The following is a 23,122-nucleotide window of genomic DNA, read 5'->3' as shown; positions in this document are numbered from 1 at the left end:
CGTCCTCCGCAGAAAGGCGACCCGACGCATGCGCCACGCCCTCCTCCGCGCCGCGAGACGGCTCGGCACGAGATCGGCCGTCACGGCCGTCACCACCGCGCTCGCCGTGGCGGCCCCCTTCCCGGCCGTCGCGGCGAGCGGCCCGGAGCGACTGTCGTCGCTGGTGGACCCGCTGATCGGCTCAGCGAACGGCGGCAACACCTTCCCCGGCGCCACCCTGCCCCAGGGCATGATCGCCTGGTCGCCCACCAGCACCGCCGGGGATCAGACCAGCACCGGCGCGGCCAACGGGTACGCGTACAACACCACCCGGATACGCGGCCTCAGCCTCACCCATGTCAACGGCGCGGGCTGCAACCCCGGCGCGGCCGGGGACGTCCCGATCATGCCGTTCACCGGCGACATCACGTCCTCCCCGTCCGCCGACACCAAGGACGCCGTCTACGCGGCGAACTTCTCCCACGCCGACGAGAAGGCCGTGCCCGGCCGCTACACCCTGGGCCTCGCCTCCGGCGCCTCGGCGGACCTCGCGGTGAGCAGGCGGGCCGGGGTCGCCGACTTCACCTTCCCCGCAGGGAGCCCGGCGAGCCTCCTCTTCCGCGTCTCCAACTCCCTCAACGGCAGCGAGGACGCGCACGTCGACATCGACGCCGCCCACCGCAAGGTGACCGGCTGGGTGCTGACCGGCGCGTTCTGCGGCCGCCGCGCCAACGGCGGGACCAACAACCGCAAGAGCTACTACCGGCTCCACTTCAGCGCCACCTTCGACCGCGCCTTCTCCACCACCGGCACCTGGCACGACGGCACCCTCTCGCCCGGCTCCACCACGGCCTCCGGCGGCGAGGGCTACGCCACGGGCGCCGACCGCGCGGGACGCGGTTCCGGCGGCTGGGTCGGCTTCGACACGGCGGCCGACAACGATGTCCACATGCGGGTCGGCATCTCCTACGTGAGCCTCGCGGGAGCCGAGGCCAACCTCCGCCACGAGATCCCGGCGCGGGCGAGCGTGGCCGATGTGGCCGCCACCGGGGCGCGGGACTGGGACCGCGAACTGGGCACCGTACGCGCCGAGGGCGGGAGTACGGCCCGGCGTACCGCGTTCTACACGGCGCTCTACCACTCCCTGATGCAGCCCGACCTGATCAGCGACACCGACGGCCGCTACCGGGGCATGGACCAGGCCGTGCACCGGCTGGCGCGCGGGCAGCGGGCGCAGTACAGCAACTTCTCCGGCTGGGACCAGTACCGGGCGCAGATCCAGTTGCTCGCGCTGCTCCGGCCCACGGTCGCGGGCGACTTCGCGCAGTCGCTGTACAACTTCGCCCAACAGAACGGCGGGGTCTGGGACCGCTGGGTGCACATCAGCGGCGCCACCCACGTCATGACCGGCGACCCGTCCGCCGCCACCCTGGCCACCTTCTACGCCATGGGAGTGCGGAACTTCGACTACCGCGGCGCCTACGCCTCCCTCGTCCGCCAGGCCACCGTCCCCACCCCGGACGACCTCTCCGACGCGGGCTGCCCCGGCCAGTGCGAGGGACAACGGCCCAATCTGGCCCAGTACTTGGTCTCCCACTACGCCCCCCAGGACGCCTGCCACTGCTGGGGAGGCGCGGCGGAGACCCTGGAGGACGCGGTCGCGGACTTCTCCCTCGCCCAGTGGGCCCGCCTGCTCGGCCACGACCAGGACGCGGAGGTCTTCACCGACCGCGCGGCCTACTGGCGCAACGTCTTCAACCCCGCCACCGGCCACATCCAGGCCCGCAAGCTCGACGGCACCTGGGTCACGCCCTTCGACCCCGCGAGCGACATCGGGTTCGCGCAGGGCACCAGCGCCACCTACACCTGGATGGTGCCCCACGACATCCAGGGCCTCGCCGACGCGATGGGCGGCCGGAGCGCGGCCGGGGCCCGCCTCGACGGCTTCTTCCACAACCCGGACGGCTCCTGGTCCGTGCGCGGCGGCGACCCCCTGCGCTACGACCCCACCAACGAGCCCGGCATCCACGCCCCCTGGCTCTACAACGCGCTCGGACAGCCCTGGAAGACCCAGGCGACGGTCCGCCGCATCCTCGACACCGTCTACGGCACCGGCCCCGCCGGCCTCCCCGGCAACGACGACCTCGGCACCATGTCCGCCTGGTACGTCTTCTCCGCCCTCGGCATCTACCCGCAGACCCCCGGCAGCGCCGCCCTCCTGCTCGGCGCCCCGGTCTTCCCGAAGGCGACCGTGGACCGGCCCGGCCCGGCCGACCTCGTCATCACCGCCCCCGAGGCCGACGACACCCACGTCTACACGGGCGCCGTGCGCCGCGACGGCCACCCCGTCACCCGCTCCTGGCTCACCCCGGCCCAGGCGCTCCCGGCCGGCAGGCTGGACTTCACCCTGACCACGGCGCCCGACACCGGCTGGGCGACCGCTGAGACCGGCCTGCCCCGCTGAGACCGGCCGGCCCCGCGGTACCGCCGTCCGCGGGGCCGACCGGTTCACGGCCGGGTCCACTAAGGTCGTACGACCTACAGCATGGGGGCACCGTTGAGACTGCGCGTGGAGTTCACGACCGAACCCTTCGACCTGGACGTGCCTCCCGCGCACGCCCTGGCGGCCCGCGAGGCGGTCGAGGGAGCAGCGCTGGACACCGTGGACTTCGGCCCGTTCGGCACCATGGCCGAGGGCGGCGCCGACGGGGTGCTCGGTGCCGTGGACGCGCTGCTGCGGCAGAGTCTTCAAGCGGGGGCGACCCGGATATCCCTCCAGGTCAACGTGGTCGGGGAGGGGCGGTAGGTGACCGCCGAGGAGCCGTTCGTCGCGGCTGTGAAACCCCTCATCGACGCCATGGGCGGGGAGCTGCTCCCACCCGGCGAGGCGGGCCCCGACGACGTGGTGCTGGCCTGGGAGGGCGCCGACGTCGTCGCCGTACGCCTGCCGCAGCTCGCGGACTCCCTCGACCACATCCTCGCCGCCCTGGAGCGCAGACACGGCCGGCCGCTGGCCGATCTGGACCGCAAGGCCAAGCAGGAGGCCGTCCGGACACTGGAGGCGCGGGGCGCCTTCACCGTGCGGCACGGCGTGGAGACGGTGGCCGGGGCGCTCGGCGTCAGCCGCTTCACCATCTACAACTACCTCAACCGCGAGAAGGAGCGCTGAGCCCCGGCGGCCGTCCGGGGCAGGTAACCCAGAATTTTCAACAAAGTGTTGACGTGCCGTCGCCGGGAGGCGTTAGCTGACGGCACCCGTCCGGCACGAAGGCCCTCGCGGCCACGGAGGCGCCCGTGACTTCGCCCGCCACGCCCCTGGGCCTGGCCCGGTTCAACGCCCTCGGGGAAGAGGCCGCGCTCGCCGCCCTGCACGAGGTGTGCGCCTCCACCGCCTGGGCCCGCCTGCTCCTCGTCGCCCGCCCGTACGCCACCCCGGAAGACCTGTACGTCGCCGCCGACGCGGCCCTGGCCGGACTCGGCGCCGAGGACCTGGCCGAGGCGATGGCGGGCCACCCGCCGATCGGACGCCCGAAGCCCGGCGACCCCGCCTCCGCGCGGGAGCAGCGCGGCATGGCGGACGCCTCCGGCGCCCTGCGCGCGGAGATGCTCGAACTGAACCTCGCCTACCAGGACCGCTTCGGCCATGTCTTCCTGATCTGCGCCACCGGCCTCACCGGCGAGGAGATGCGCGACGCCCTGAAGGAGCGGCTCGGCAACACGCCGGAGCGGGAACGGGAGACCGCCCGCGCCGAACTGGGCAGGATCAACCGCATCCGCCTGGCCCGACTCGTCTCTTCGAGGACACCTGAACCATGACCACCACCGCCTCCGTGTCCACGCACGTCCTGGACACCTCGCTCGGCCGCCCCGCCCGGGGCGTCACCGTCCGCCTCTCGGCCCGCACCGGCTCAGGCGCCGACTGGCGGCCGCTGGGCGAGTCGGTCACCGACGCCGACGGCCGCTGCCGGGACCTGCCGGCCCCGCCCGAGGGGACCGCCCAGGTGCGGCTCGACTTCGCCGTGGAGCCCTACCTCGGCGAGGACCGGGGCGCGTTCTTCCCGGAGGTGACCGTCACCTTCGCCGTCCGGGCCGGGGAGCACCACCACGTCCCGCTGCTGCTCAGCCCGTTCGGCTACTCCGTATACCGAGGGAGCTAGCTTTCATGGCAGAAACGTCCCGCCCGGACGGGCCCGCGGTCCTGGCGCAGAACCAGTACGGCAAGGCCGAGAACCGGGTCGTCAGGATCACGCGAGACGGCGCCACCCACCACATCAAGGACCTCAACGTCTCCGTCACCCTGAGCGGCGACATGGACGACGTCCACTACTCCGGCTCCAACGCGCACGTACTGCCGACCGACACCACCAAGAACACGGTGTACGCGTTCGCCAAGCAGCACGGCATCGAGTCCGCCGAGCAGTTCGGCATCCACCTCGCCCGGCACTTCGTCACCTCCCAGGAGGCGATCGGGACCGCGCGCATCCGCATCGAGGAGTACGACTGGGAGCGGATCGCGCTGCCCGGCGCAGCCGAGGGCGGCCACTCCTTCGTCCGCAAGGGCCAGGAGGTCCGGCTCACCCAGGTCTTCCACGACGGCACGTCCTGGCAGGTCGTCTCCGGGCTCAAGGACATGGTGGTGCTCAACTCCACCGACTCCGAGTTCTGGGGCTACGCCAAGGACGAGTACACGACCCTGCCAGAGGCGCACGACCGGGTGCTGGCCACCGAGGTGAGCGCCCGCTGGCGGTACGGCTGGACCGGCGGGGACGACACGCCCGACTGGGACGCCTCCTACGCCGAGACCCGGCGCCACCTGCTGGAAGCCTTCGCGGGGACGTACTCCTACTCCCTCCAGCAGACCCTGTACGAGATGGGCGCGCGGGTGGTCGGGGAGCGCCCCGAGATCGACGAGATCCGGCTCTCCCTGCCGAACAAGCACCACTTCCTGGCCGACCTCACGCCCTTCGGGCTGACCAACGACAACGAGGTGTACCTCGCCGCCGACCGGCCCTACGGCCTGATCGAGGCTACCGTCCTCCGCGAGGGCCGCGAGGCGGCGATCCCGGTGGACCTCACCAACCTCTGAGCAACCTCTGCGAGACCTCTGAGAGCGAAGGACGAACCGTGGCAGCAGCCGAGCGCATCGTCATCGAGAACTGTGCGATCGCCACCGTGGACGCCGACGACACCGAGTACGCCACGGGGCACGTCGTCATCGCGGACGACCGGATCGAGTCGGTCGGCGCGGGCCCGGCCCCCGAGGGGCTGACCGGTGTCACGCGCCGGATCGACGCCACCGGGCACCTGGTCACCCCCGGCCTGGTCAACACCCACCACCACTTCTACCAGTGGCTCACCAGGGGCCTGGCCGCCGACCACAACCTCTTCGATTGGCTGGTCGCCCTCTACCCGACCTGGGCGCGCATCGACGAGGAGATGGTGTCCGCGGCCGCGCGCGGCTCGCTGGCGGTGATGGCCCGAGGCGGCGTCACCACCGCGATGGACCACCACTACGTGTACCCGCGCGGCACCGGCGACCTGTCCGGCGCGATCGTGCGCGCCGCCCGTGACACGGGCGTCCGTTTCACCCTGGCCCGCGGCTCCATGGACCGGGGCGAGTCGGATGGCGGCCTGCCGCCGGACTTCGCGGTGGAGAGCCTGGACGACGCGCTGGCCGCCACCGAGGCCACCGTCCGCGAACACCACGACCCCGCCTTCGGCGCGCTGACCCAGGTCGCGGTCGCGCCCTGCTCGCCCTTCTCCGTCTCCACCGAACTGATGAGGCAGGGAGCCGAGTTGGCGCGGCGGCTCGGGGTGCGGCTGCACACCCACGGCTCGGAGACGGTGGAGGAGGAGAAGTTCTGCCACGAGCTGTTCGGCATGGGCCCGACCGACTACTTCGAGTCCACCGGCTGGCTCGGCGAGGACGTGTGGATGGCTCACTGCGTCCACATGAACGACTCCGACATCGCCGCCTTCGCCCGCACCGGCACGGGGGTCGCCCACTGCCCGTCCTCCAACGCCCGGCTGGCGGCGGGGATCGCGCGGGTGCCGGACCTGCTGAGGTCGGGCGTCCCGGTCGGGCTGGGCGTGGACGGCACGGCCTCCAACGAGTCCGGCGAACTCCACACCGAACTGCGCAACGCCCTGCTCGTGAACCGTCTCGGCCCGCACCGGGAGGCCGCGCTGACCACCCGCCAGGCCCTCCGCCTCGGCACCTACGGTGGCGCCCAGGTGTTGGGCCGGGCGCGGGAGATCGGCTCCCTGGAGCCCGGAAAACTCGCCGACCTGGTCCTGTGGCGCATGGACACCCTGGCCCACGCCTCCATCGCCGACCCGGTGGCGGCGCTCGTGCTCGGCGCTCCCGCCCCGGTCACGGCCTCGTTCGTGGGCGGGCGCCAGGTCGTGGCGGACGGGGTGCTGCTGCACGTGGACGAGGAGCGGCTCGCCCGGACCACCCGCGAACAGGCCCGGCGGCTCGCGCGGATCGCCGCCGGGGACTGATCAGCGGGTCCCTGGTCCGGCGCTCACAGACCGAAGAGGGCCGGGTCCGAGGCGAGCTTGCGGAAGCGCTCCCGAGGGTCGGGCACCAGCTTGCGGGCGGCCAGGTCCATCAGGCCGCCGACCGCGGTGATCTCGGCGGCCACGGTGCCGTCCGCCTTGGCGACCGTCTGCCCGATCCGGAACGTCTTGCCCTCGCCCCACTCGAAGGAGCAGGTCACGACGATCTCGTCACCGGCGAGGAGTTCACGGCGGTAGCGGATCGTCGTCTCCAGGGCGACCGGCCCCACACCCCCGCCGACCAGCTCGGCCTGGCTGATGCCCGCCGCGCGCAGCAGCGACCAGCGGGCGTGCTCGGCGTAGTTGAGGTACACGCTCTGGTTCACATGGCCCTGCACGTCGGTCTCGTACCCGCGGACGGTGATCCGGACGGAAAACGGCTCGCTCACTGCTTCCCCTTCGTACGCTCCTGGTCCAGCCCGTCGATCTTGGCATGTCCGTCACACCCGGCGCGGGGAAGCGAGGAGATGGCGGGCTCTGGTGCGTGCCTCGGTGTACTCGCCGCACTGCCAGCCCGCCGCCTCCAGGGTGGCCGCGTACGGCTGGAGTGCCGGGCCGTACACCGCGACCGCCTCCGGCTGCGGGGTGGCGCGGACGCGGTAGCCGGGTATCCCGCCGCTCTCCGGCTGGTGCCCGGCCGCCTCCAGGGCCAGGGCGGCGGCCCGGACCAGGTGGGTGCGTTCCCAGCCGCAGGGCCGGTCGGTGGCGCTGTCCGGGTTGGTCATGCGGCGCAGCTCCAGCAGGCCCTGCCAGGCTTCGCGCACCTCGCGGGCTCTGGACGGTCCGGGTGGCGCCTCCTCGCCGCCACCGACCCGTGCCGCGAAGACGCCACCGGGCTCGGCGGCGGGCGCGGGCTCCGGTTCGGCCTCGCGCAGGCGGTGGCCCGCGGGGGTCAGGAAGTGGTCGTGGGGCGGGCGGGGGTGACGGAAGGCGAGGCCGTGCCGGACGAGGGCGGCGAGCTGGGCGTCGGTACCCCGCAGCCGCCCGGTGTCGGGGTCGGCGGCCTCGATGACGCGCCGCTGCGCGGCGGTGGGCGGTCGTGCCACGGCGGTGCTCCCTCCGGTCCGCTTCTGGTCCTCGAAGCGTACGGCCGGGCACTGACAGCCCTGGCGCGCGGCTACTGCCGGTACCCGCTCAGGAAGCGTCCGATACGGCCGATCGCCGCCTCCAGGTCGTCGGCGTGGGGAAGGGTGAGGATGCGGAAGTGGTCGGGGGTGGGCCAGTTGAAGCCGGTGCCCTGCACGACCTGGATCTTCTCGCGGAGCAGGAGGTCGAGGACGAACTCCTCGTCGTCGTGGATCTTGTGCACCTTGGGATCGAGGCGCGGAAAGGCGTACAGCGCGCCCTTGGGGCGGACGCAGGAGACGCCCGGGATCTCGTTCAGCTTCTCCCAGGCCACGTTCCGCTGCTCGTACAGCCGGCCGCCGGGCGCGGTGAGTTCGTGGATGGACTGGCGTCCGCCGAGCGCGGCCTGGATGGCGTACTGGGCGGGGGCGTTGGGGCACAGCCGCATGGAGGCCAGCATGGTCAGGCCCTCCAGGTAGTTCTTCGCGTGCTGCTTGGGGCCGGTGACCACCAGCCAGCCGGAGCGGAAGCCCGCCACCCGGTAGGTCTTGGACAGGCCGCAGAAGGTGAGGACGACCAGGTCGGGGGCGAGGGCCGCGGCCGAGTGGTGGACGGCGCCGTCGTAGAGGATCTGGTCGTAGATCTCGTCCGCGAACACCATCAGGCCGTGGCGGCGGGCCAGGTCGAGGATGCCCTCGACGACCTCCTTCGGATACACCGCGCCGGTCGGGTTGTTCGGGTTGATGATGACCAGGGCCTTGGTGCGGTCGGTGATCTTCGACGCCATGTCGGCCAGGTCGGGCGCCCAGTCGGACTGCTCGTCGCACAGGTAGTGCACGGCCTTGCCGCCCGCCAGCGTCGTCACTGCCGTCCAGAGCGGGAAGTCCGGGGCCGGGATGAGGATCTCGTCGCCGTCCTCCACCAGCGCCGTCACGGCCATGGACACCAGCTCGGAGACGCCGTTGCCCAGGAAGACGTCGTCGACGTCCACCTCCAGGCCGAGGGTCTGGTAGCGCTGGGCCACCGCCCGCCGGGCCGAGAGGACACCGCGCGAGTCGGTGTAGCCGTGGGCCTGGGGGAGCATCCGGATCATGTCCTGGGTGATCTCCTCCGGCGCCTCGAAACCGAAGAGCGCGGGGTTGCCGGTGTTCAGGCGCAGCACGCTGTGCCCCGCCTCCTCCAGCGCGTCCGCGTGCTCGATCACCGGGCCGCGGATCTCGTAGCAGACCTCGCTGAGCTTGTTCGACTGCCGGAACTCCATGCGCCGCAACCCCTCCGGAAACTGGTGGTACTTGGTTTTACCAAGTGGGAGCTTGGTAAGTCCAACAACATGTCTAGACTGCGTCGCATGCCACCTCGCCGACGCTACGACCAGTACTGCTCCGCGGCCCGCGCCCTCGACCTCGTCGGGGACCGCTGGACCCTGCTGATCGTCCGGGAGCTGCTGGCCGGGCCCCGCCGCTACACCGACCTGCACGCGGACCTGCCCGGCGTGAGCACGGACGTACTCGCCTCCCGGCTCAAGGACATGGAGCGCGACGGACTCGCCGGCCGGCGGAAGCTCCCCCCGCCGGGCGCCGCCTATGTGTACGAACTGACCTCGCGCGGACGGGACTTGCTGCCCGTGCTGCACGCACTGGGGGAGTGGGGCAGCCCCGCGCTGGCGGAACTGCGGCCCACCGACGCGGTACGGGCCCACTGGTCGGCACTGCCGCTGCTGGCGGCGCTGGACGCGGCGCAGGTGGGCGCCGGAGTGGCCGAGATCAGCACGGAGGACGGTGAGTTCCATCTGTACGTCGGCGCGGAGGACGGGCCGGTGTACGGGCACGGACCGGCGCCGGTGGCTGCCGATGCCCGGCTGGTGATGGACGCGGCGACCTGTGCGGAGGTCTGCCGGGGTGAGTCGGGGATCGCCGACGCGGTGCGGGCGGGGCGGGTCACGGTGACCGGTGACGGGGCCCTCGCCAAGGCGCTGCGGAAATGACGAAGGCCCGCCGGAACGGCGGGCCTTCGTCCGGGTCAGGCGCCCGGTGGGACGTACGCCGGGCGGCCGCGGCCGCGGGTCAGGGCGTATCCGCCGATGCCCGCCAGTGCGGCCAGGACGCCGCCGACGGCGGTCCACACCCAGCGGCTGGACCACCAGTGCGAGGACCAGCCGTCGTCCGGCTCGATCGCGGAGAGCACGGCCGACTTCGAACCGTCCTTCTCCGCGTCGGACTCGACCGCGATACCGGGGACGAGCGGCTTGCCGAGCGAGCCGTCCACGGCCGCCGCGCCGCCGATGTTCTTCGAGTCCGCGCGGACCTCGGCCCGCACCGGCAGGCCGAGGTCGGCGGAGCCGAGGTTCAGCACCGTCAGCCGGACGTAGTAGGTGCCGGGCAGCGGGTCGTTGGCCCACGGCTCCGACCAGGCGCGCACCGTGCGCAGCACACAGGCCAGTTCGACCGTGGCCGTGCCCTGCTCGGCGGTGCGGGTGGCCGCGCCGTACATGCAGGACTGGTGGCGGCGCAGGCCGTCGTAGACGTCGAGCTGCCAGGTCTGCGCGGCGTGCGTGTCCGGCAGCTTCACCGTCGCCTTGACGGTCGGACGCTGCCCGGTGTCGGCCGGGAACGACCAGTACAGGTAGTCACCGGTCGAGGCGGAGGCGGTGGCGGTCTGCCCCTGGTCCATCTCGGCCGCCGTACGGAACGACGTGCCCGCCTGGGTGGGCGCCTTGCCGTCCGCCGAGGCGCTCGGGGAGGGGGAGGAGTCGGCCGCGGCGGGGGCGGCCGCCAGGCCCAGCGTCAGCAGGGCCGCGCTCAGCACACGTGTCGCACGCATCAGTTCGTCCTCCAGACCGCGACCCGCCAGCGGGACAGCCAGCCCCACAGCAGACCCGCGACGAAACCGGTCAGCACCAGCGCGGCCAGCAGCCACCAGCCCCGGCCGAGGCCGAAGGAGGCCACGTCGGAGGAGGCGGAGGGGCCGTCGACCACGTCGACCGTCAGCTCCAGCGGCATGCCAGGCGTGGTCTTCACACCGGCGGTGGCCGAGAAGGAGTTGGTCACCTGGAGACACACCGTCTCCGGGGTCGCGTCGTCGTCATCGGACTCGGGCTTCGGATAGCGCAGGCCGGTGGAGATCGCGTCGGTGCGGCCGGTGCCGGCACCCTCACCGCGCACGATCTCGCGGCCCTCCTGGGTCACCGCCCGCAGCAGCACACCGTAGTTGGGGTTGGTCGCGCGGTCGTCGGCGACGCTCACCGAGGCGCGCAGCTCCTGGCCGGGCTGGACGTCGACCTTGTACCAGCGCTGCTTGCCGAACTCCTCGCGGTCCGTGTACAGACCGGACTTGAGCGCGGGGGCCCCGGCACAGGCGTCGGTGCCCTCGGTGGCCACCGGCGTCACCACCGGATCGGCGGCCCGCTCGACCAACTGGCCCACCCGGTCCGTCAGTTCCTCCTTGTGCTGCACGGAGGTGTACGTGCCGCCGGTCGCGTCCGCGATGCAGCTCAACTGGTCACGGGTCTTGGCGTCCGGCACCAGGCCCAGGGTGTCGATGGTCAGGCCGATGCCCTTGGCGGCTATCTCACGGGCCACCACGCAGGGGTCGAGCGGCTGGCAGGTGTCCTCGCCGTCGCTGATCAGGACGATACGGCGGGTGCCGTCGCCGTTCCCGAAGTCGTCGGCCGCCTTCAGCAGCGCCGGGCCGATGGGCGTCCAGCCGGTCGGTGCCAGCGTGGCCACCGCCGTCTTCGCCTCGGTGCGGTCCAGCGGGCCGACGGGGTAGAGCTGCTCGGTGTCCTTGCAGCCCGTTCTGCGGTCGTTGCCGCGGTAGTTGGCGCCCAGGGTGCGAATGCCGAGCTCCACCTCCTCGGGCGTCGCGTCGAGCACCTCGTTGAACGCCTGCTTGGCCGCCGCCATCCGGGAGCCGCCGTCGATGTCCCGCGCCCGCATGGAACCGCTGACATCCAGGACGAGTTCGACCTTCGGAGCGGGCTGCGGCTCGGTCTCGTCCGCTGCGGCCCCGCCGGGACACGCGATCCCGGCCGCCAGGGCGGCGAGCAGAGCGCAGACGCCCGCCGCCAGCCGTTGTCTTCTGATCATCGGCGGATCTTATTGATCGTACGTGTCGGGCTCCAAAACGAAGGGGTTCGGAAGCGCCGTCCACAGGTCGCCCGGCGTCTCGGGGGACAGCCTCATCAGGGTCAACGCCTTGACGGGCAGCGGATTTTCACAGAGCGCCGTCAGGTCGGGCGTACGGGGCAGATCCGGCAGCGCGGCGCGCAGCGCGGTGCCGAGTGCCGGGCCCGAACCCGCCGTCGCCGCGAGCGCTCCGCCCACCAGCGAACCGAACAGCTTGCGGCGCAGGGCGACTTCGTCGTCGGTGACCAGACGTCCCGTCAACTCCCCTGCCGGTATGCCGTTCCGGGCCAGCCGGGCGGGGCTGACGCGGATGTCGGCCAGGTCGCGGTAGACCAGCCGCAGCGGGGTGTCGTCCGGCGCGAGCACCACCAGGAGATTCTGGCCGTGGGCCTCCAGCGCGACCCCCAGCTCCAGCAGCCGCAGCCCCGCCGTGAGCGCCAGCCGGGTGAACGCGGCGAGCCAGCCGGGGGAGTTGGGCAGCGAGGTGGTGGCCAGCGCGGCCACCGGCAGCACCCGCTCACCCGGAGCCGCGTACGCCTCGGGCGACTCGCGCAGCAGCACCGCCAGATCCGGCGAGTGGGCCGTGGCCGCGCCCAGGGTGTGCGTGATGTCCAGCAACCCGCCCATGCGCCCGACCAGTTCCGCCGCCAGCACGGACAACGCGGCCGACGCCCGGACCGAGTACGTGGAGATGTCCCGCACCGAGGAGGTCAGCCGCGCGCTCAGCGCGGTCTTCACATGCGGTCCGCCGGGCAGCGCCAGCGTGCGCAGCGACATCAGCGGATGCGCCGGACGCCACGGCACGCAGGACCGCTTGAGCACATGCGCCGCCTGCCAGGGATGCACGGGCAGCAACAGGTCGTCCCCGGAGCGCAGTTCGTCCGGCCACCGGCCCGACACCAGGCACTCGGCCACCGGCACCGCCACCGTGCCCAGCTCCACCACCGGCCGGTGCTCCGGGCCGTACGCGAGCTGGTCGGCCACCGAGAAACCCGGCCGGGAACGGCAGTTGGGATGGAAGGGGTGCCCGTCCACCACCCGCTGCTCCCACTCCCAGTCCCGCTCCGGCCGCCCCGCACCCGGATCTGCCGCCCCGGCCCGGGACAGTGCCAGCGAGGCCACGCTGTTCGCCAACTCCGCGGCGAACGCGGCCGCGTGCGGCACCGCGAGGTCCGTCATCATCCTCGCGGGGTCCGCGTACCGCTCCCGGTCCAGCCGTACCTCCGCGACCCGGTCGCCGGTCGCGTACGGGTCGCAGCGCGGGCCGTGCAGCGCCCGGCCGTCCGCCAGCCGTACCGTCAGCCCGTACGCGCCCTGCGTCCGGGCCACGACCCACGGCAGCGGCTCGTGCGCCAGCGCCCGCCACAGCCGGGTCAGCACCGCCGCACGGGCCCCCGGCAGCACGGCCGCGTAGCGGTCGCGCAGGCCGGGACGCACGGCGGCCAGCTCCTCGGCGACCTCGGCCTCGGCGGTGGGAGAGTGGTACACGGTCGGCTCCTCGGGGACTGGCAGCTCAGGGCACGATTGTCGGATACGGCAGACATACTGAGCACGGTCGGCCCCCCCCCGAGGGCTCGATCAGCACGACGACGAATGGAACGCGTGGACCTCCAGCCCCCCACCGACGCCGCCGCCCGGCGGGCCGACGCCTACGCCTCGGCACCGCTGCTGAACTGCCTGCTGCGCGAGGTGGCCCGGCCGGTTCCGGACACCGGGGATCGGGCCGTGTACCGGCTGCCCGGCACCGGCCGGCTGCTGCGCGTGCGTCCGGGCCGCCGCCCGGCCGGCCCGGAGGTGCGCACGGACGGGGAGTGGCGCCGGGTCACCCACGCCGAACTGGTCAAACTCGTCGCCGAGGAGCTGCGCGGCCACACCGGGCTGCCCAACGACGACCTGCCCGCCGAGATGCTGGACAGCCGCGACACCGTCGCCGCCCTGCTCGCGGCCCGCGCCCGCACGATCGCCCCCGACGACGCCTATCTGCGCTCCGAGCAGTCACTGATCACCGGCCACCCCCACCACCCGGCCCCCAAGGCGCGCGGCGGCGGCCCGGTCGCGGCCTGGCTGCCGTACGCCCCCGAGGCGCACGCCCGGTTCCCGCTGGTGCTGCTCGGCGTCCGCGAGGACCAGGTCGCCGAGGAGGGCGACACCTCCGCCCTGGACGCCCTCGGCACCGCCCCGCCCGGCTACCGCCTGCTGCCCGCCCACCCCTGGCAACTGGACCTCCTCGCCCGCGAACTCGCCCCCGCCTTCGCCGACCGCCGCCTGATCCGGCTCGGCACGACCGGGTTCGTCGTGTGGCCGACCGCCGCCGTGCGCACGGTGTACGAGCCCGCCCGCGACCTGTTCCTGAAGTTCAGCCTGGACGTCCGCATCACCAACGACATCCGCCGGCTGTGGCGCCACGACCTGGAGAAACTCGGCCGCACCGACACCGCGGCCCGCCATGCCTTCGCCGCCATGGACCCGCCCGCGGCCTGGCTGAGCGACCGGGGGTACCGCACGGCCGCGTTCGCCTTCGAGGAACTCGCCGTCCTGGTCCGCGACGGCCTGCGCGGCCACCTCGTGCCCGGCGCCACGCCGCTGCTCGCGGCCGGGCTCGCGGAGGGCTTCGACGGCGACCCGCTGGCCGCCGCGCCCGATCCGGACGCCTGGTGGTCCGCGTATCTGCGCCAGGTCGTCCCGCCCGCGCTCACCGCGTTCGACGCGCACGGGGTCGTGCTGGAGGCGCATCTGCAGAACACCCTGGTCGCCGTCGACGCCGCCGGTATCCCCGTGCAGGCGCTGTTCCGGGACGCCGAGGGCGCCAAGCTGCTGACCGACGTGACCCGCGAAGCCGGGTGGGAGCGGCTGGTGTACTGCCTGCTGGTCAACCACCTCGGCGAGATCGCCGCAGCCCTCGCCGAGCACCACCCCGGCTTCGACCCCTGGCCCGCCGTCCGCCGCGAGCTGGCCCGCCACCCGCTGCCCGAGATCCCCGCCCTGCTCACCGCGCCCGCCCTGCCCGGCAAGACCAACCTCCTGCTGCGCTGGACCGGCGCGGCCGGCGCCGACGCCCGCTATCTGCCCCTGCCCAACCCGCTGCGCGACGGCACGGACGGCGCTAGCTAGACCAGCGCCCACCGTTGACCATCGCGAGCCGTGCCCGAACGCCTCCCGAAGACCGGCCGGGTGTGGTTCGCTGCCGGGGTGACTCAGGATGTGGAGATCGCCGTATTCGAATCCGCCGAAGCGTTCCGCGCATGGCTCGACGAGAACCACACCGCCTCGTCCGGCATCTGGCTCAAGCTGCGCAGGAAGGGCCCCGGAATCGTCGCGCTGGACTACGCCCAGGCGCTCGACGTGGCACTCTGCTACGGCTGGATCGACAGTCAGAAGGCCAGGTTCGACGACGAGTGGTGGCTCCAGCGGTTTACCCCCCCCGCAGGCCGCGCAGCAAGTGGTCCAAGGTCAACCGGGACAAGGTGACCGCCCTGATCGAACAGGGCCGGATGCGTCCCCAGGGACAGGCCGAGATCGACCGCGCCAAGGCGGACGGGCGCTGGGACGCGGCCTACGACAGCGCGAAGACCGCCACGGTGCCGGACGACCTCGCGGCCGCCCTGACCGCAGAACCGGCCGCGGCGGCCTTCTTCGCGACACTGGACCGGCAGAACCGCTACGCGATCCTGTACCGGCTCCAGGACGCCAAGAAGCCCGAGACCCGGGCGCGCCGGATGGAGAAGTTCGTGGCGATGCTGGCGAAGGGCGAGAAGCCGTACCCGTAGTCCCGGAGAGGGTGTGCCGCCGTGCGGTGCTTCGTTGCGCTCCGGGCGATCACTCCACCGTCAGCAGGAAGAAGACCAGGTACAGCAGCATGAGGAGCGAGCCCACGAGGGTCGCCAACAGGATGGTGCCCGCGACGCGGGCACTCAGCGTGCCCCAGAACTCCCTCCGCCGACCGTCGGTCGTGTCGGTGCGCAGCTCGGACGGTATGTCCACGTGCCCTTCGGTGATGGCCGCCGTGGCCCTCCGCACGTCCCCGGGATGGAAGTGGTAGAACGTCGGCTCCGCACCCCATGTGCCCCGGCTCTCCCCGCCGAAGCGGCGGACGCGGACATCCGCGAGGTGAGCGGCTCTGGGCAGCCAGTCCTTCCGCACCGGCCACAGCTCGGCGACCTCGTCGCTGCTGAGCCAGGGTTCCTCCTCTTCCGCGTCCTCAGGTGTTTCCGGATCCGGCGTGTGCGGCATGCTTCCCCCCTGATACGGCCGACGTCGTCCAGTACATACCCGTTTCCCCGCACGACGTAGACAGAGCGTCTGTGATCACGTACTCATGCCGGCGGCGACTCAGGTACTCAGCCGCAGGTGAGTAGACGCCCTCTGCCGAGAAGACGGGCGAGCGGCAACGCTGAAGCCATGACGATCCCTCACCTGAAGAAGTCCGGCGCCCAGCCGCTGTCCGTCCTGCTCCACGCCGTCGTCTCCGCCGCGCTCTGGGCCGCCTGGCTCGGCTGGGACCAGCAACGGGACACGCACCCTGACGGCTCCACGACCGGCCCGTACGAGCCGTGGCAGGTGATCGGCCTGGTGCTGACCCTGCTCGTGCCGGTGTGCTGGGGCGTGCTGCGGCGCCACGTCCCCGGCGCGGTGGTCGGCACGTCGGCGGGTCTCACCGTCGCCGCCTTCTACGACTGGTCGGACGATGCCACCGGGCTGTTCATGGTCGGCGTGACGCTGGTCCTGCTCGGCAGCCTCGCCGCGACCAGCACCGTGGCCGCGGCTCTGAGAATCAGGGGCCGGTCCGGCCCCGCGTGACGACCCGCCGACACCGCACGCGGCGCGGACCTCGCCGCGAGGTGGGCGGTACGCGGGCCCACTGGCCGGCCGCGGGCTCCGCCGAGGGGTGCCACTCGCGGCGGAGGAGGCATTTAAGGGGCCGAGCCGACGGCGGTGATCGCATAACCTGGATGGATGCTGACCGAGGTGACCGCGACCCGCTACATCGAGCCACTGCGGTCCGGTGGCTCCGTACCCGCGGTGGTCGAGGCCGACGACCTGGGGACGTACGTCGTCAAGTTCACCGGCTCCGCGCAGGGCCGCAAGGCGCTGGTCGCCGAGGTGATCGTCGGCGAGCTGGCCCGCGCCCTCGGCCTGCGCTTCCCCGAGCTGGTCCTCGTGCACTTCGACCCGGCTGTGGCCGCCGACGAGCCGCACCAGGAGGTGCGCGAGCTGCACGGCGCCAGCGCGGGCGTCAACCTCGGCATGGACCATCTGCCGGGTGCTCGGGACTTCACCCCCGAGATCGCCCGGCACTTCCCCGTGGACCCGCTGGAGGCGGGCCGGATCGTCTGGCTGGACGCGCTCACCGCCAACGTGGACCGCACCGTCCACAGCTCCAACCTCATGGTCTGGCCGACCCTCGGCGTCGCGCCCCCGCGCCTGTGGCTCATCGACCACGGCGCCGCCCTCGTCTTCCACCACCGCTGGGACACCACCGACCCCGGCCGCAAGTACGACTTCCGCCACCACGCCCTCGGCCAGTACGGCCCCGACGTGCGCGCCGCCGACGCCGAGCTGGCCCCGAAGGTCACCGAGGAGCTGCTGCGCCGCATCCTCGCCGAGGTGCCCGACGCCTGGCTCACCGACGACCCCGCCTTCGCCACGCCCGACGAGGCCCGCGCCGCCTACGTCGACCACCTGCTGGCCCGCGCCCGGCTGTCGGCCCAGTGGCTGCCCACGGACTTCCCCGACCGCGCGGAACTCGCCGCCGAGGAGGCCGCGCGCGCCGAGCAGTCCCAGCGGGGCCGCCCGGACTGGCTCAAGCGGGTCCCCGACCTGCACGGCCGCCCGGCGGCCGAACAGGACTGGTCGGTACACCTGGGATGAAAGGACGTCCGTGAGTCACCGCGTCGAGATCGAGTACTGCACCCAGTGCCGCTGGCTGCCCCGCGCGGCCTGGCTGGCGCAGGAGCTGCTCACCACCTTCGAGACCGAGCTGGAGGCCCTCGCGCTCAAGCCCGGCACCGGCGGCGTCTTCGTCGTCCGGGTGGACGGCGAGCCCGTCTGGGACCGCCGTGAGCAGGGCTTTCCCGAGCCCACGGCGGTCAAGCGGCTGGTGCGCGACCGGGTTGCGCCGGAGCGGTCCCTCGGCCACTCCGACAAGCCCGGCCACTCCGAGCAGTGAGTGTGCTCAGCCGGTGAGGTGCCGGTAGGCAGGGAGGGTGAGGAAGTCGGCGTACTCCTCGTCCAGCGCCACCGTCAGCAGCAGGTCGTGCGCCTCCTGCCAGTGCCCGGCCGCGAACGCCTCCGCGCCGATCTCCGCGCGCACCGCCTCCAGTTCGGCCGCCGCCAGCGCGCGGGCCAGCTCGGGGGTGGCGCGTTCGCCGTTCTCGAACTCGACGCCCGCGTCGATCCACTGCCAGATCTGCGAGCGGGAGATCTCGGCGGTGGCCGCGTCCTCCATCAGGTTGAAGATGGCCACCGCGCCGAGCCCGCGCAGCCACGCCTCGATGTACCGGATGCCGACCTGCACCGCGTTGACCAGCCCGGCGTACGTCGGCTTCGCGTCCAGCGAGGCGATGTCGATCAGGTCGGCCGCCTCGACGTGCACGTCCTCGCGCAGCCGGTCCTTCTGGTGCGGCCGGTCGCCGAGCACCTTGTCGAAGGACTCCATGGCGATCGGCACCAGGTCCGGGTGGGCCACCCAGGAGCCGTCGAAGCCGTCGTCCGCCTCCCGGTCCTTGTCGGCCCGGACCTTCTCGAAGGCCACCTTGTTGACCTCCTCGTCCCGGCGGGACGGGATGAAGGCCGCCATCCCGCCGATCGCGTGCGCGCCCCGCTTGTGGCAGGTGCGGACGAGGAGTTCGGTGTACGCCCGCATGAACGGCGCGGTCATCGTGACCAGGTTGCGGTCCGGCAGCACGAACTCGGCACCGCCGTCCCGGAAGTTCTTCACGATGGAGAACAGATAGTCCCAGCGGCCGGCGTTCAACCCCGAGGCGTGGTCGCGCAGTTCGTGGAGGATCTCCTCCATCTCGTACGCGGCTGTGATCGTCTCGATCAGCACAGTGGCCCGTACGGTGCCCTGCGGGATGCCCAGTCGCTCCTGGGCGAAGACGAACACGTCGTTCCACAGCCGGGCTTCGAGGTGGGACTCGGTCTTCGGCAGGTAGAAGTAGGGCCCCTTGCCCAGCTCCAGCAGGCGGGCGGCGTTGTGGAAGAAGTACAGGCCGAAGTCGACCAGGGCACCCGGGATCGGTGCCCCGTCGGCGCCCACCAGATGCCGCTCGTCCAGGTGCCAGCCGCGCGGACGCATCACGACCGTCGCCAGCTCCTCCTGCGGGCGCAGCGCGTACGACTTGCCGCTGCGGGCGTCGGTGAAGTCGACGCGGCCGGCGTAGGCGTCGGTCAGGTTGAGCTGGCCGAGGATCACGTTCTCCCAGGTGGGGGAGGAGGCGTCCTCGAAGTCGGCGAGCCACACCCTGGCACCGGAGTTGAGGGCGTTGACCGTCATCTTGCGGTCGGTCGGGCCGGTGATCTCCACCCGGCGGTCCTCCAGCGCGGGCGGCGCCGGGGCCACCCGCCAGGACTCGTCGGCCCGTACGTCAGCCGTCTCGGGGAGGAAGTCCAGCGTGCCGGTACGGGCGATCTCCGCGCGGCGCTCGGCCCTGCGGGCCAGGAGTTCGTTCCGGCGCGGGGTGAACCTGCGGTGCAGCTCCGCGAGGAAGTCCAGCGCCGGGCCGGTGAGGACCTCCTCCTGCCGGGGCAGCGGCTCGGCGTCGACGACGACCGGCGGGGACGCGGGTGCGGACATGAGCGGTCACTTCCTCCGTGGCGGGGGCTGATCGGACGCCTCTGTGCGTCCCTGTGCTGACGGGAAGGCTGCGGGCAGCGTAATTTCCTGATCGTCGAAGCTCAATGGGCCCCGCCGGTGCCGGGCCCCTCCCGCAGCCGGCCGAGGTCGGCCCCGGTGTCGATGTCGTACGGCTCGGCCACGTCCCCGCACTCCACGAGCCGGATCAGCGCGCTGTGCCGCCGCAGATAGTCCCGAGCACCCCGGTCGCCCCGCGCGCTCTCGGCCACACCGGGCCAGTGGGCGGCGCCCAGCAGCACCGGGTGACCACGCCTGCCGTCGTACGCGGCCGACACGAGGGAGGTCTCGTCGGTGTACGCGGCCAGCACCCGTGCGTGCGCCTCGGGGCCGATGCCCGGCTGATCGACGAGGCTCACCAGGGCGCCGCGCGCGTCCGTGCCCGAGAGTGACTGAAGCCCGGCACGCAGGGACGAGGCCATCCCTTCGGCCCAGCCGGGGTTGTCCACGAGCACGAACCCGCTCAACCCGGCGTGTGCGCAGACCTCTTCGATCCCTGCTCCGAGCACCACGTGCACGGGGGTGCACCCGGCGTCCCGCAGGGCGCGGGCCGCCCGCTCGACCAGCAGGGCCCCGTCATGCCGCAACAGCGCCTTGGGGCGCCCACCGAGTCTCAGCCCGCCACCGGCGGCGAGCAGGAGCCCGGCGACCGGGGGGTGGCGGAGGGCCTGGTCGGATGTCATGGGACCAGGATGCCGGGACGCGGGCCGGGGTGAAGGCCGGCGTGGGGGTGTCCGACGACCGGGTCCCGTGCCGGCCCGTGTGACGTGCGGCGACATCTGCGGCCGGCCGCGTGGACACTCCCTCGCCCGCTCAGGCCGCGCGGCCCCGGCGCCTGGCACCCTTGACTCGTGAGGGAGTGGGCGGCAAGACTCCTTCAACAGAACGTTGAATTCCGTTACATGGGTGTAAATCCCGTTTCCCGGACGTGAACGGCCGGGAGGCGCACGACGGAGAGGGGTCCGGGTGTCCGACGCCGAGCTGGCGCTGCGCTCCACACGCGTCATCACCCCCGAGGGGGCGCGGCCCGCCACGGTCACCGTCACCGCCGGGACCGTCACGGCCGTGCTGCCGTACGACACGGAGCTCCCGGCCGGCACCCGGCTCGCCGAACTCGGCGACGACGCCCTGCTGCCCGGCCTGGTCGACACGCACGTGCACGTCAACGACCCCGGCCGCACCGAGTGGGAGGGCTTCTGGACCGCCACCCGCGCGGCGGCCGCCGGCGGCATCACCACGCTCGTCGACATGCCCCTGAACTCCCTGCCGCCGACCACCACGGTCGACCATCTGCGCGTGAAACGGGAGGCCGCCGAGGGCCGTACCCATGTCGACGTCGGCTTCTGGGGCGGCGCGCTGCCCGGCAACGTCAAGGACCTGCGCCCACTGCACGAGGCCGGGGTGTTCGGCTTCAAGGCGTTCCTCTCGCCGTCGGGCGTGGACGAGTTCCCGCACCTGGACGGCGCCCGGCTGGCGCGCTCGCTGGGCGAGATCGCCGGGTTCGACGGGCTGCTGATCGTGCACGCCGAGGACCCGTCCCGTCTCTCGGAGGCCCCCGCCGGACCGGCGTACGCGGGCTTCCTCGCCTCCCGCCCGCACGCGGCCGAGACCGAGGCCATCGCCCAACTACTGGACCTGGCCGAGCGGTTGCGGGCGCGTGTGCACGTGCTCCATCTCTCCTCCGCCGCCGCGCTCCCGCTGATCGCCGCCGCCCGCGCCGACGGCGTCCGGGTGACCGTGGAGACCTGCCCGCACTACCTCACCCTCAGCGCGGAGGAAGTCCCGGACGGGGCGAGCGAGTTCAAGTGCTGTCCGCCCATCCGCGAGGCCGCCAACCGCGACCTGCTCTGGCAGGCTCTCGCGGACGGCACCATCGACTGCGTCGTCACCGACCACTCGCCCTCCACCGCCGACCTCAAGACGCCGGACTTCGCCACCGCCTGGGGCGGCATCTCCGGTCTCCAGCTCAGCCTTCCGGCCGTCTGGACCGAGGCGCGCGAGCGCGGGCACGCCCTGACGGACGTGGCGCGCTGGATGTCCGCCCGGACGGCGGCGCTCGCCGGTCTGGACCGCAAGGGCGCCATCGCGCCGGGCCGCGACGCCGACTTCGCCGTCCTCGCCCCGGAGGAGACCTTCACCGTCGACCCGGCCCGTCTCCAGCACCGCAACCCGGTCACCGCGTACGCCGGAAAGACTCTGAGCGGCGTCGTGAAGTCCACCTGGCTGCGCGGCCAGGAGGTCTACCGCGCAGGCGAGTTCACCGAGCCGAAGGGCCGCCTGCTGACCCGGACCGGCTGAGCCCCGCCCGCCGAGCCGCACCCCTGCCGAAAGGACCCCCGATCACCGTGACGGCGCAGCAACCCCCCGCCCCGCCCCGCTTCACCGGCGACGCGGCTCCCTACGGCGGCGGCGACCCCTACGCGGACTACCGCACCGCCGACTTCCCCTTCACCCACCACCCCGACCTCGCCGACCGGCGCCTGGGGGCCGGGGTGATCGCCGCCAACGACGAGTTCTTCGCCCAGCGGGAGAACCTGCTGCTGCCCGGCCGCGCCGAGTTCGAGCCCGGCCGCTTCGGCCACAAGGGCAAGATCATGGACGGCTGGGAGACCCGCCGCCGGCGCGGCACGAGCGCCGAGGACCCCTGGCCCGGCGCCGACGACCACGACTGGGCGCTGATCCGCCTCGGCACGCCCGGTGTGATCCGGGGGATCATCGTCGACACCGCGCACTTCCGGGGCAACCACCCCCGGGCCGTCTCCGTCGAGGGCACGTCGGTGCCCGGCACGCCGTCCCCCGGGGAACTGCTCGGCGACGACGTCAAGTGGACGACACTCGTCCCGCCCACCCCGGTCGGCGGCCACGCGGCGAACGGCTTCACCGTCTCCGCGCCCCAGCGCTTCACCCACCTCAGGCTGAACCAGCACCCGGACGGCGGCATCGCCCGCCTGCGCGTGCACGGCGAGATCGTCCCGGACCCGGCGTGGCTGGCGACGCTCGGCACCTTCGACGTGGCCGCGCTGGAGAACGGCGGCCGGGCCGAGGACGCGTCCGACCGCTTCTACTCCCCGGCCGCCAACACCATCCGGCCGGGCCGCTCCCAGCGGATGGACGACGGCTGGGAGACCCGGCGCCGACGCGACCGGGGCCACGACTGGATCACGTACCGGCTGACCGCGCAGGCGGAGATCAGGGCGGTCGAGATCGACACGGCGTACCTGAAGGGGAACAGCGCGGGCTGGGCGTCGGTGTCGGTGCGCGACGGCGAGGGCGGCGAGTGGACCGAGATCCTGCCGCGCACCCGGCTCCAGCCGGACACCGTCCACCGCTTCACGCTTGCGGCCCCCGCCGTCGGCACCCACGCGCGCGTGGACATCCATCCGGACGGCGGGATCTCCCGGCTGCGTCTCTTCGGCTCCCTCACCGAGAGCGGCGCGAGTCGCCTGGCCGCCCGGTACCGGGAGCTGGACGGCTGACGCCCGCCCAGGGCACCGATGAGTTGCGGGCCGGCGCGGGGTCTGCACCGTTGACAGCAGGACCC

Annotated in this window: 23 protein-coding genes and 1 pseudogene; 15 read left to right on the top strand and 9 right to left on the bottom strand. The window is 73.0% G+C overall.

Annotation, left to right across the window (positions count from 1 at the left end; all coding sequences use genetic code 11):
- Nucleotides 1-28: 28 nt before the first annotated feature.
- The 7 genes from HEK131_RS20540 to HEK131_RS20510 all read left to right on the top strand — a co-directional run bounded on the left by HEK131_RS20540 (nucleotide 29) and on the right by HEK131_RS20510 (nucleotide 6,483).
- On the top strand, nucleotides 29-2,443 hold the full coding sequence (locus HEK131_RS20540; RefSeq protein WP_244336489.1) for a GH92 family glycosyl hydrolase: 2,415 nt from the start codon (nucleotides 29-31) through the stop codon (nucleotides 2,441-2,443).
- Between the two features lie 93 nt (nucleotides 2,444-2,536).
- On the top strand, nucleotides 2,537-2,785 hold the full coding sequence (locus tag HEK131_RS20535) for a hypothetical protein (RefSeq protein ID WP_217465352.1): 249 nt from the start codon (nucleotides 2,537-2,539) through the stop codon (nucleotides 2,783-2,785).
- The gene (locus HEK131_RS20530) at nucleotides 2,786-3,148 is read left to right on the top strand and encodes a helix-turn-helix domain-containing protein (protein ID WP_244336488.1); all 363 of its coding nucleotides are present in this window, start codon (nucleotides 2,786-2,788) and stop codon (nucleotides 3,146-3,148) included. It begins immediately after the preceding gene.
- Nucleotides 3,149-3,273: 125 nt separating this feature from the next.
- Complete coding sequence (gene uraD / locus HEK131_RS20525; protein ID WP_244336487.1) at nucleotides 3,274-3,795, top strand: 2-oxo-4-hydroxy-4-carboxy-5-ureidoimidazoline decarboxylase; 522 nt, start codon at nucleotides 3,274-3,276, stop codon at nucleotides 3,793-3,795.
- Nucleotides 3,792-4,136: a hydroxyisourate hydrolase gene (uraH, locus tag HEK131_RS20520; protein ID WP_217465305.1), complete on the top strand. Its 345-nt coding sequence runs from the start codon at nucleotides 3,792-3,794 to the stop codon at nucleotides 4,134-4,136. Before uraD ends, uraH begins: the two co-directional genes overlap by 4 nt.
- A 5-nt stretch (nucleotides 4,137-4,141) precedes the next feature.
- Nucleotides 4,142-5,065 carry a factor-independent urate hydroxylase gene (gene pucL, locus HEK131_RS20515; RefSeq protein ID WP_217465304.1) on the top strand — a complete coding sequence of 308 codons (924 nt, stop codon included), beginning with the start codon at nucleotides 4,142-4,144 and terminating at the stop codon, nucleotides 5,063-5,065.
- Nucleotides 5,066-5,103: 38 nt separating this feature from the next.
- Nucleotides 5,104-6,483 carry an 8-oxoguanine deaminase gene (locus tag HEK131_RS20510; RefSeq protein ID WP_244336486.1) on the top strand — a complete coding sequence of 460 codons (1,380 nt, stop codon included), beginning with the start codon at nucleotides 5,104-5,106 and terminating at the stop codon, nucleotides 6,481-6,483.
- A gap of 23 nt (nucleotides 6,484-6,506) precedes the next feature.
- Here HEK131_RS20510 and HEK131_RS20505 read toward each other — a convergent pair whose 3' ends face one another.
- The 3 genes from HEK131_RS20505 to HEK131_RS20495 all read right to left on the bottom strand — a co-directional run bounded on the left by HEK131_RS20505 (nucleotide 6,507) and on the right by HEK131_RS20495 (nucleotide 8,866).
- Nucleotides 6,507-6,929 carry an acyl-CoA thioesterase gene (locus HEK131_RS20505; protein ID WP_217465302.1) on the bottom strand — a complete coding sequence of 141 codons (423 nt, stop codon included), beginning with the start codon at nucleotides 6,927-6,929 and terminating at the stop codon, nucleotides 6,507-6,509.
- Nucleotides 6,930-6,980: 51 nt separating this feature from the next.
- On the bottom strand, nucleotides 6,981-7,586 hold the full coding sequence (locus tag HEK131_RS20500; protein ID WP_244336485.1) for a hypothetical protein: 606 nt from the start codon (nucleotides 7,584-7,586) through the stop codon (nucleotides 6,981-6,983).
- 71 nt (nucleotides 7,587-7,657) lie between these two features.
- Nucleotides 7,658-8,866 (bottom strand): pyridoxal phosphate-dependent aminotransferase, encoded by a 1,209-nt coding sequence (locus HEK131_RS20495; RefSeq protein WP_244336484.1) that lies wholly within the window; start codon nucleotides 8,864-8,866, stop codon nucleotides 7,658-7,660.
- A gap of 87 nt (nucleotides 8,867-8,953) precedes the next feature.
- On the opposite strand from HEK131_RS20495, the gene HEK131_RS20490 reads away from it, so the two are divergent.
- Complete coding sequence (locus HEK131_RS20490) at nucleotides 8,954-9,589, top strand: winged helix-turn-helix transcriptional regulator (protein ID WP_244336483.1); 636 nt, start codon at nucleotides 8,954-8,956, stop codon at nucleotides 9,587-9,589.
- A gap of 35 nt (nucleotides 9,590-9,624) precedes the next feature.
- Here the strand turns inward: HEK131_RS20490 and HEK131_RS20485 are convergent, their stop codons facing one another.
- Genes HEK131_RS20485 through HEK131_RS20475 form a run of 3 tightly spaced genes read right to left on the bottom strand, consistent with a single transcriptional unit; the run spans nucleotide 9,625 to nucleotide 13,217 of the window.
- On the bottom strand, nucleotides 9,625-10,425 hold the full coding sequence (locus tag HEK131_RS20485; RefSeq protein ID WP_244336482.1) for a hypothetical protein: 801 nt from the start codon (nucleotides 10,423-10,425) through the stop codon (nucleotides 9,625-9,627).
- On the bottom strand, nucleotides 10,425-11,690 hold the full coding sequence (locus HEK131_RS20480) for a VWA domain-containing protein (protein WP_244336481.1): 1,266 nt from the start codon (nucleotides 11,688-11,690) through the stop codon (nucleotides 10,425-10,427). Before HEK131_RS20480 ends, HEK131_RS20485 begins: the two co-directional genes overlap by 1 nt.
- A 9-nt stretch (nucleotides 11,691-11,699) precedes the next feature.
- Nucleotides 11,700-13,217 carry an IucA/IucC family protein gene (locus HEK131_RS20475; RefSeq protein ID WP_244336480.1) on the bottom strand — a complete coding sequence of 506 codons (1,518 nt, stop codon included), beginning with the start codon at nucleotides 13,215-13,217 and terminating at the stop codon, nucleotides 11,700-11,702.
- 105 nt (nucleotides 13,218-13,322) lie between these two features.
- On the opposite strand from HEK131_RS20475, the gene HEK131_RS20470 reads away from it, so the two are divergent.
- Nucleotides 13,323-14,840, top strand: coding sequence for an IucA/IucC family protein (locus HEK131_RS20470; RefSeq protein WP_244336479.1), 1,518 nt, complete (start codon nucleotides 13,323-13,325; stop codon nucleotides 14,838-14,840).
- 60 nt (nucleotides 14,841-14,900) lie between these two features.
- Nucleotides 14,901-15,496 (top strand): annotated as a pseudogene (locus tag HEK131_RS20465) (YdeI/OmpD-associated family protein).
- 49 nt (nucleotides 15,497-15,545) lie between these two features.
- Here the strand turns inward: HEK131_RS20465 and HEK131_RS20460 are convergent.
- Nucleotides 15,546-15,959: a hypothetical protein gene (locus tag HEK131_RS20460; RefSeq protein WP_244336478.1), complete on the bottom strand. Its 414-nt coding sequence runs from the start codon at nucleotides 15,957-15,959 to the stop codon at nucleotides 15,546-15,548.
- A gap of 168 nt (nucleotides 15,960-16,127) precedes the next feature.
- Here HEK131_RS20460 and HEK131_RS20455 point away from each other — a divergent pair, with 168 nt between their 5' ends.
- From HEK131_RS20455 to HEK131_RS20445, 3 genes are all read left to right on the top strand, one after another.
- Nucleotides 16,128-16,526: a hypothetical protein gene (locus tag HEK131_RS20455; protein ID WP_244336477.1), complete on the top strand. Its 399-nt coding sequence runs from the start codon at nucleotides 16,128-16,130 to the stop codon at nucleotides 16,524-16,526.
- A 156-nt stretch (nucleotides 16,527-16,682) separates the two neighbouring features.
- The gene (locus HEK131_RS20450; protein ID WP_244336476.1) at nucleotides 16,683-17,597 is read left to right on the top strand and encodes a HipA family kinase; all 915 of its coding nucleotides are present in this window, start codon (nucleotides 16,683-16,685) and stop codon (nucleotides 17,595-17,597) included.
- 10 nt (nucleotides 17,598-17,607) lie between these two features.
- Nucleotides 17,608-17,895 (top strand): SelT/SelW/SelH family protein, encoded by a 288-nt coding sequence (locus tag HEK131_RS20445; protein ID WP_244336475.1) that lies wholly within the window; start codon nucleotides 17,608-17,610, stop codon nucleotides 17,893-17,895.
- A 6-nt stretch (nucleotides 17,896-17,901) separates the two neighbouring features.
- On the opposite strand, the gene aceB is transcribed toward HEK131_RS20445, so the two are convergent.
- Together aceB and HEK131_RS20435 are read right to left on the bottom strand one after the other, a co-directional pair.
- Nucleotides 17,902-19,524, bottom strand: a complete 1,623-nt coding sequence (gene aceB / locus HEK131_RS20440; protein ID WP_244336474.1) for a malate synthase A — start codon at nucleotides 19,522-19,524, stop codon at nucleotides 17,902-17,904.
- A 101-nt stretch (nucleotides 19,525-19,625) separates the two neighbouring features.
- Nucleotides 19,626-20,264 carry a nucleotidyltransferase family protein gene (locus HEK131_RS20435; protein ID WP_244336473.1) on the bottom strand — a complete coding sequence of 213 codons (639 nt, stop codon included), beginning with the start codon at nucleotides 20,262-20,264 and terminating at the stop codon, nucleotides 19,626-19,628.
- Nucleotides 20,265-20,547: 283 nt separating this feature from the next.
- Here HEK131_RS20435 and allB point away from each other — a divergent pair, with 283 nt between their 5' ends.
- A complete protein-coding gene (gene allB / locus HEK131_RS20430) occupies nucleotides 20,548-21,879 on the top strand; it encodes an allantoinase AllB (protein ID WP_244336472.1) in 1,332 nt (443 codons plus the stop codon).
- A gap of 47 nt (nucleotides 21,880-21,926) precedes the next feature.
- Complete coding sequence (gene alc / locus HEK131_RS20425; RefSeq protein ID WP_244336471.1) at nucleotides 21,927-23,057, top strand: allantoicase; 1,131 nt, start codon at nucleotides 21,927-21,929, stop codon at nucleotides 23,055-23,057.
- The last annotated feature ends 65 nt before the right edge of the window (nucleotides 23,058-23,122 follow it).

Source organism: Streptomyces seoulensis (genome assembly GCF_022846655.1).
Lineage (GTDB): Bacteria > Actinomycetota > Actinomycetes > Streptomycetales > Streptomycetaceae > Streptomyces.
Note: the sequence above shows the minus strand (reverse complement) of the source record. Positions and strands in the feature narration are given on the sequence as shown.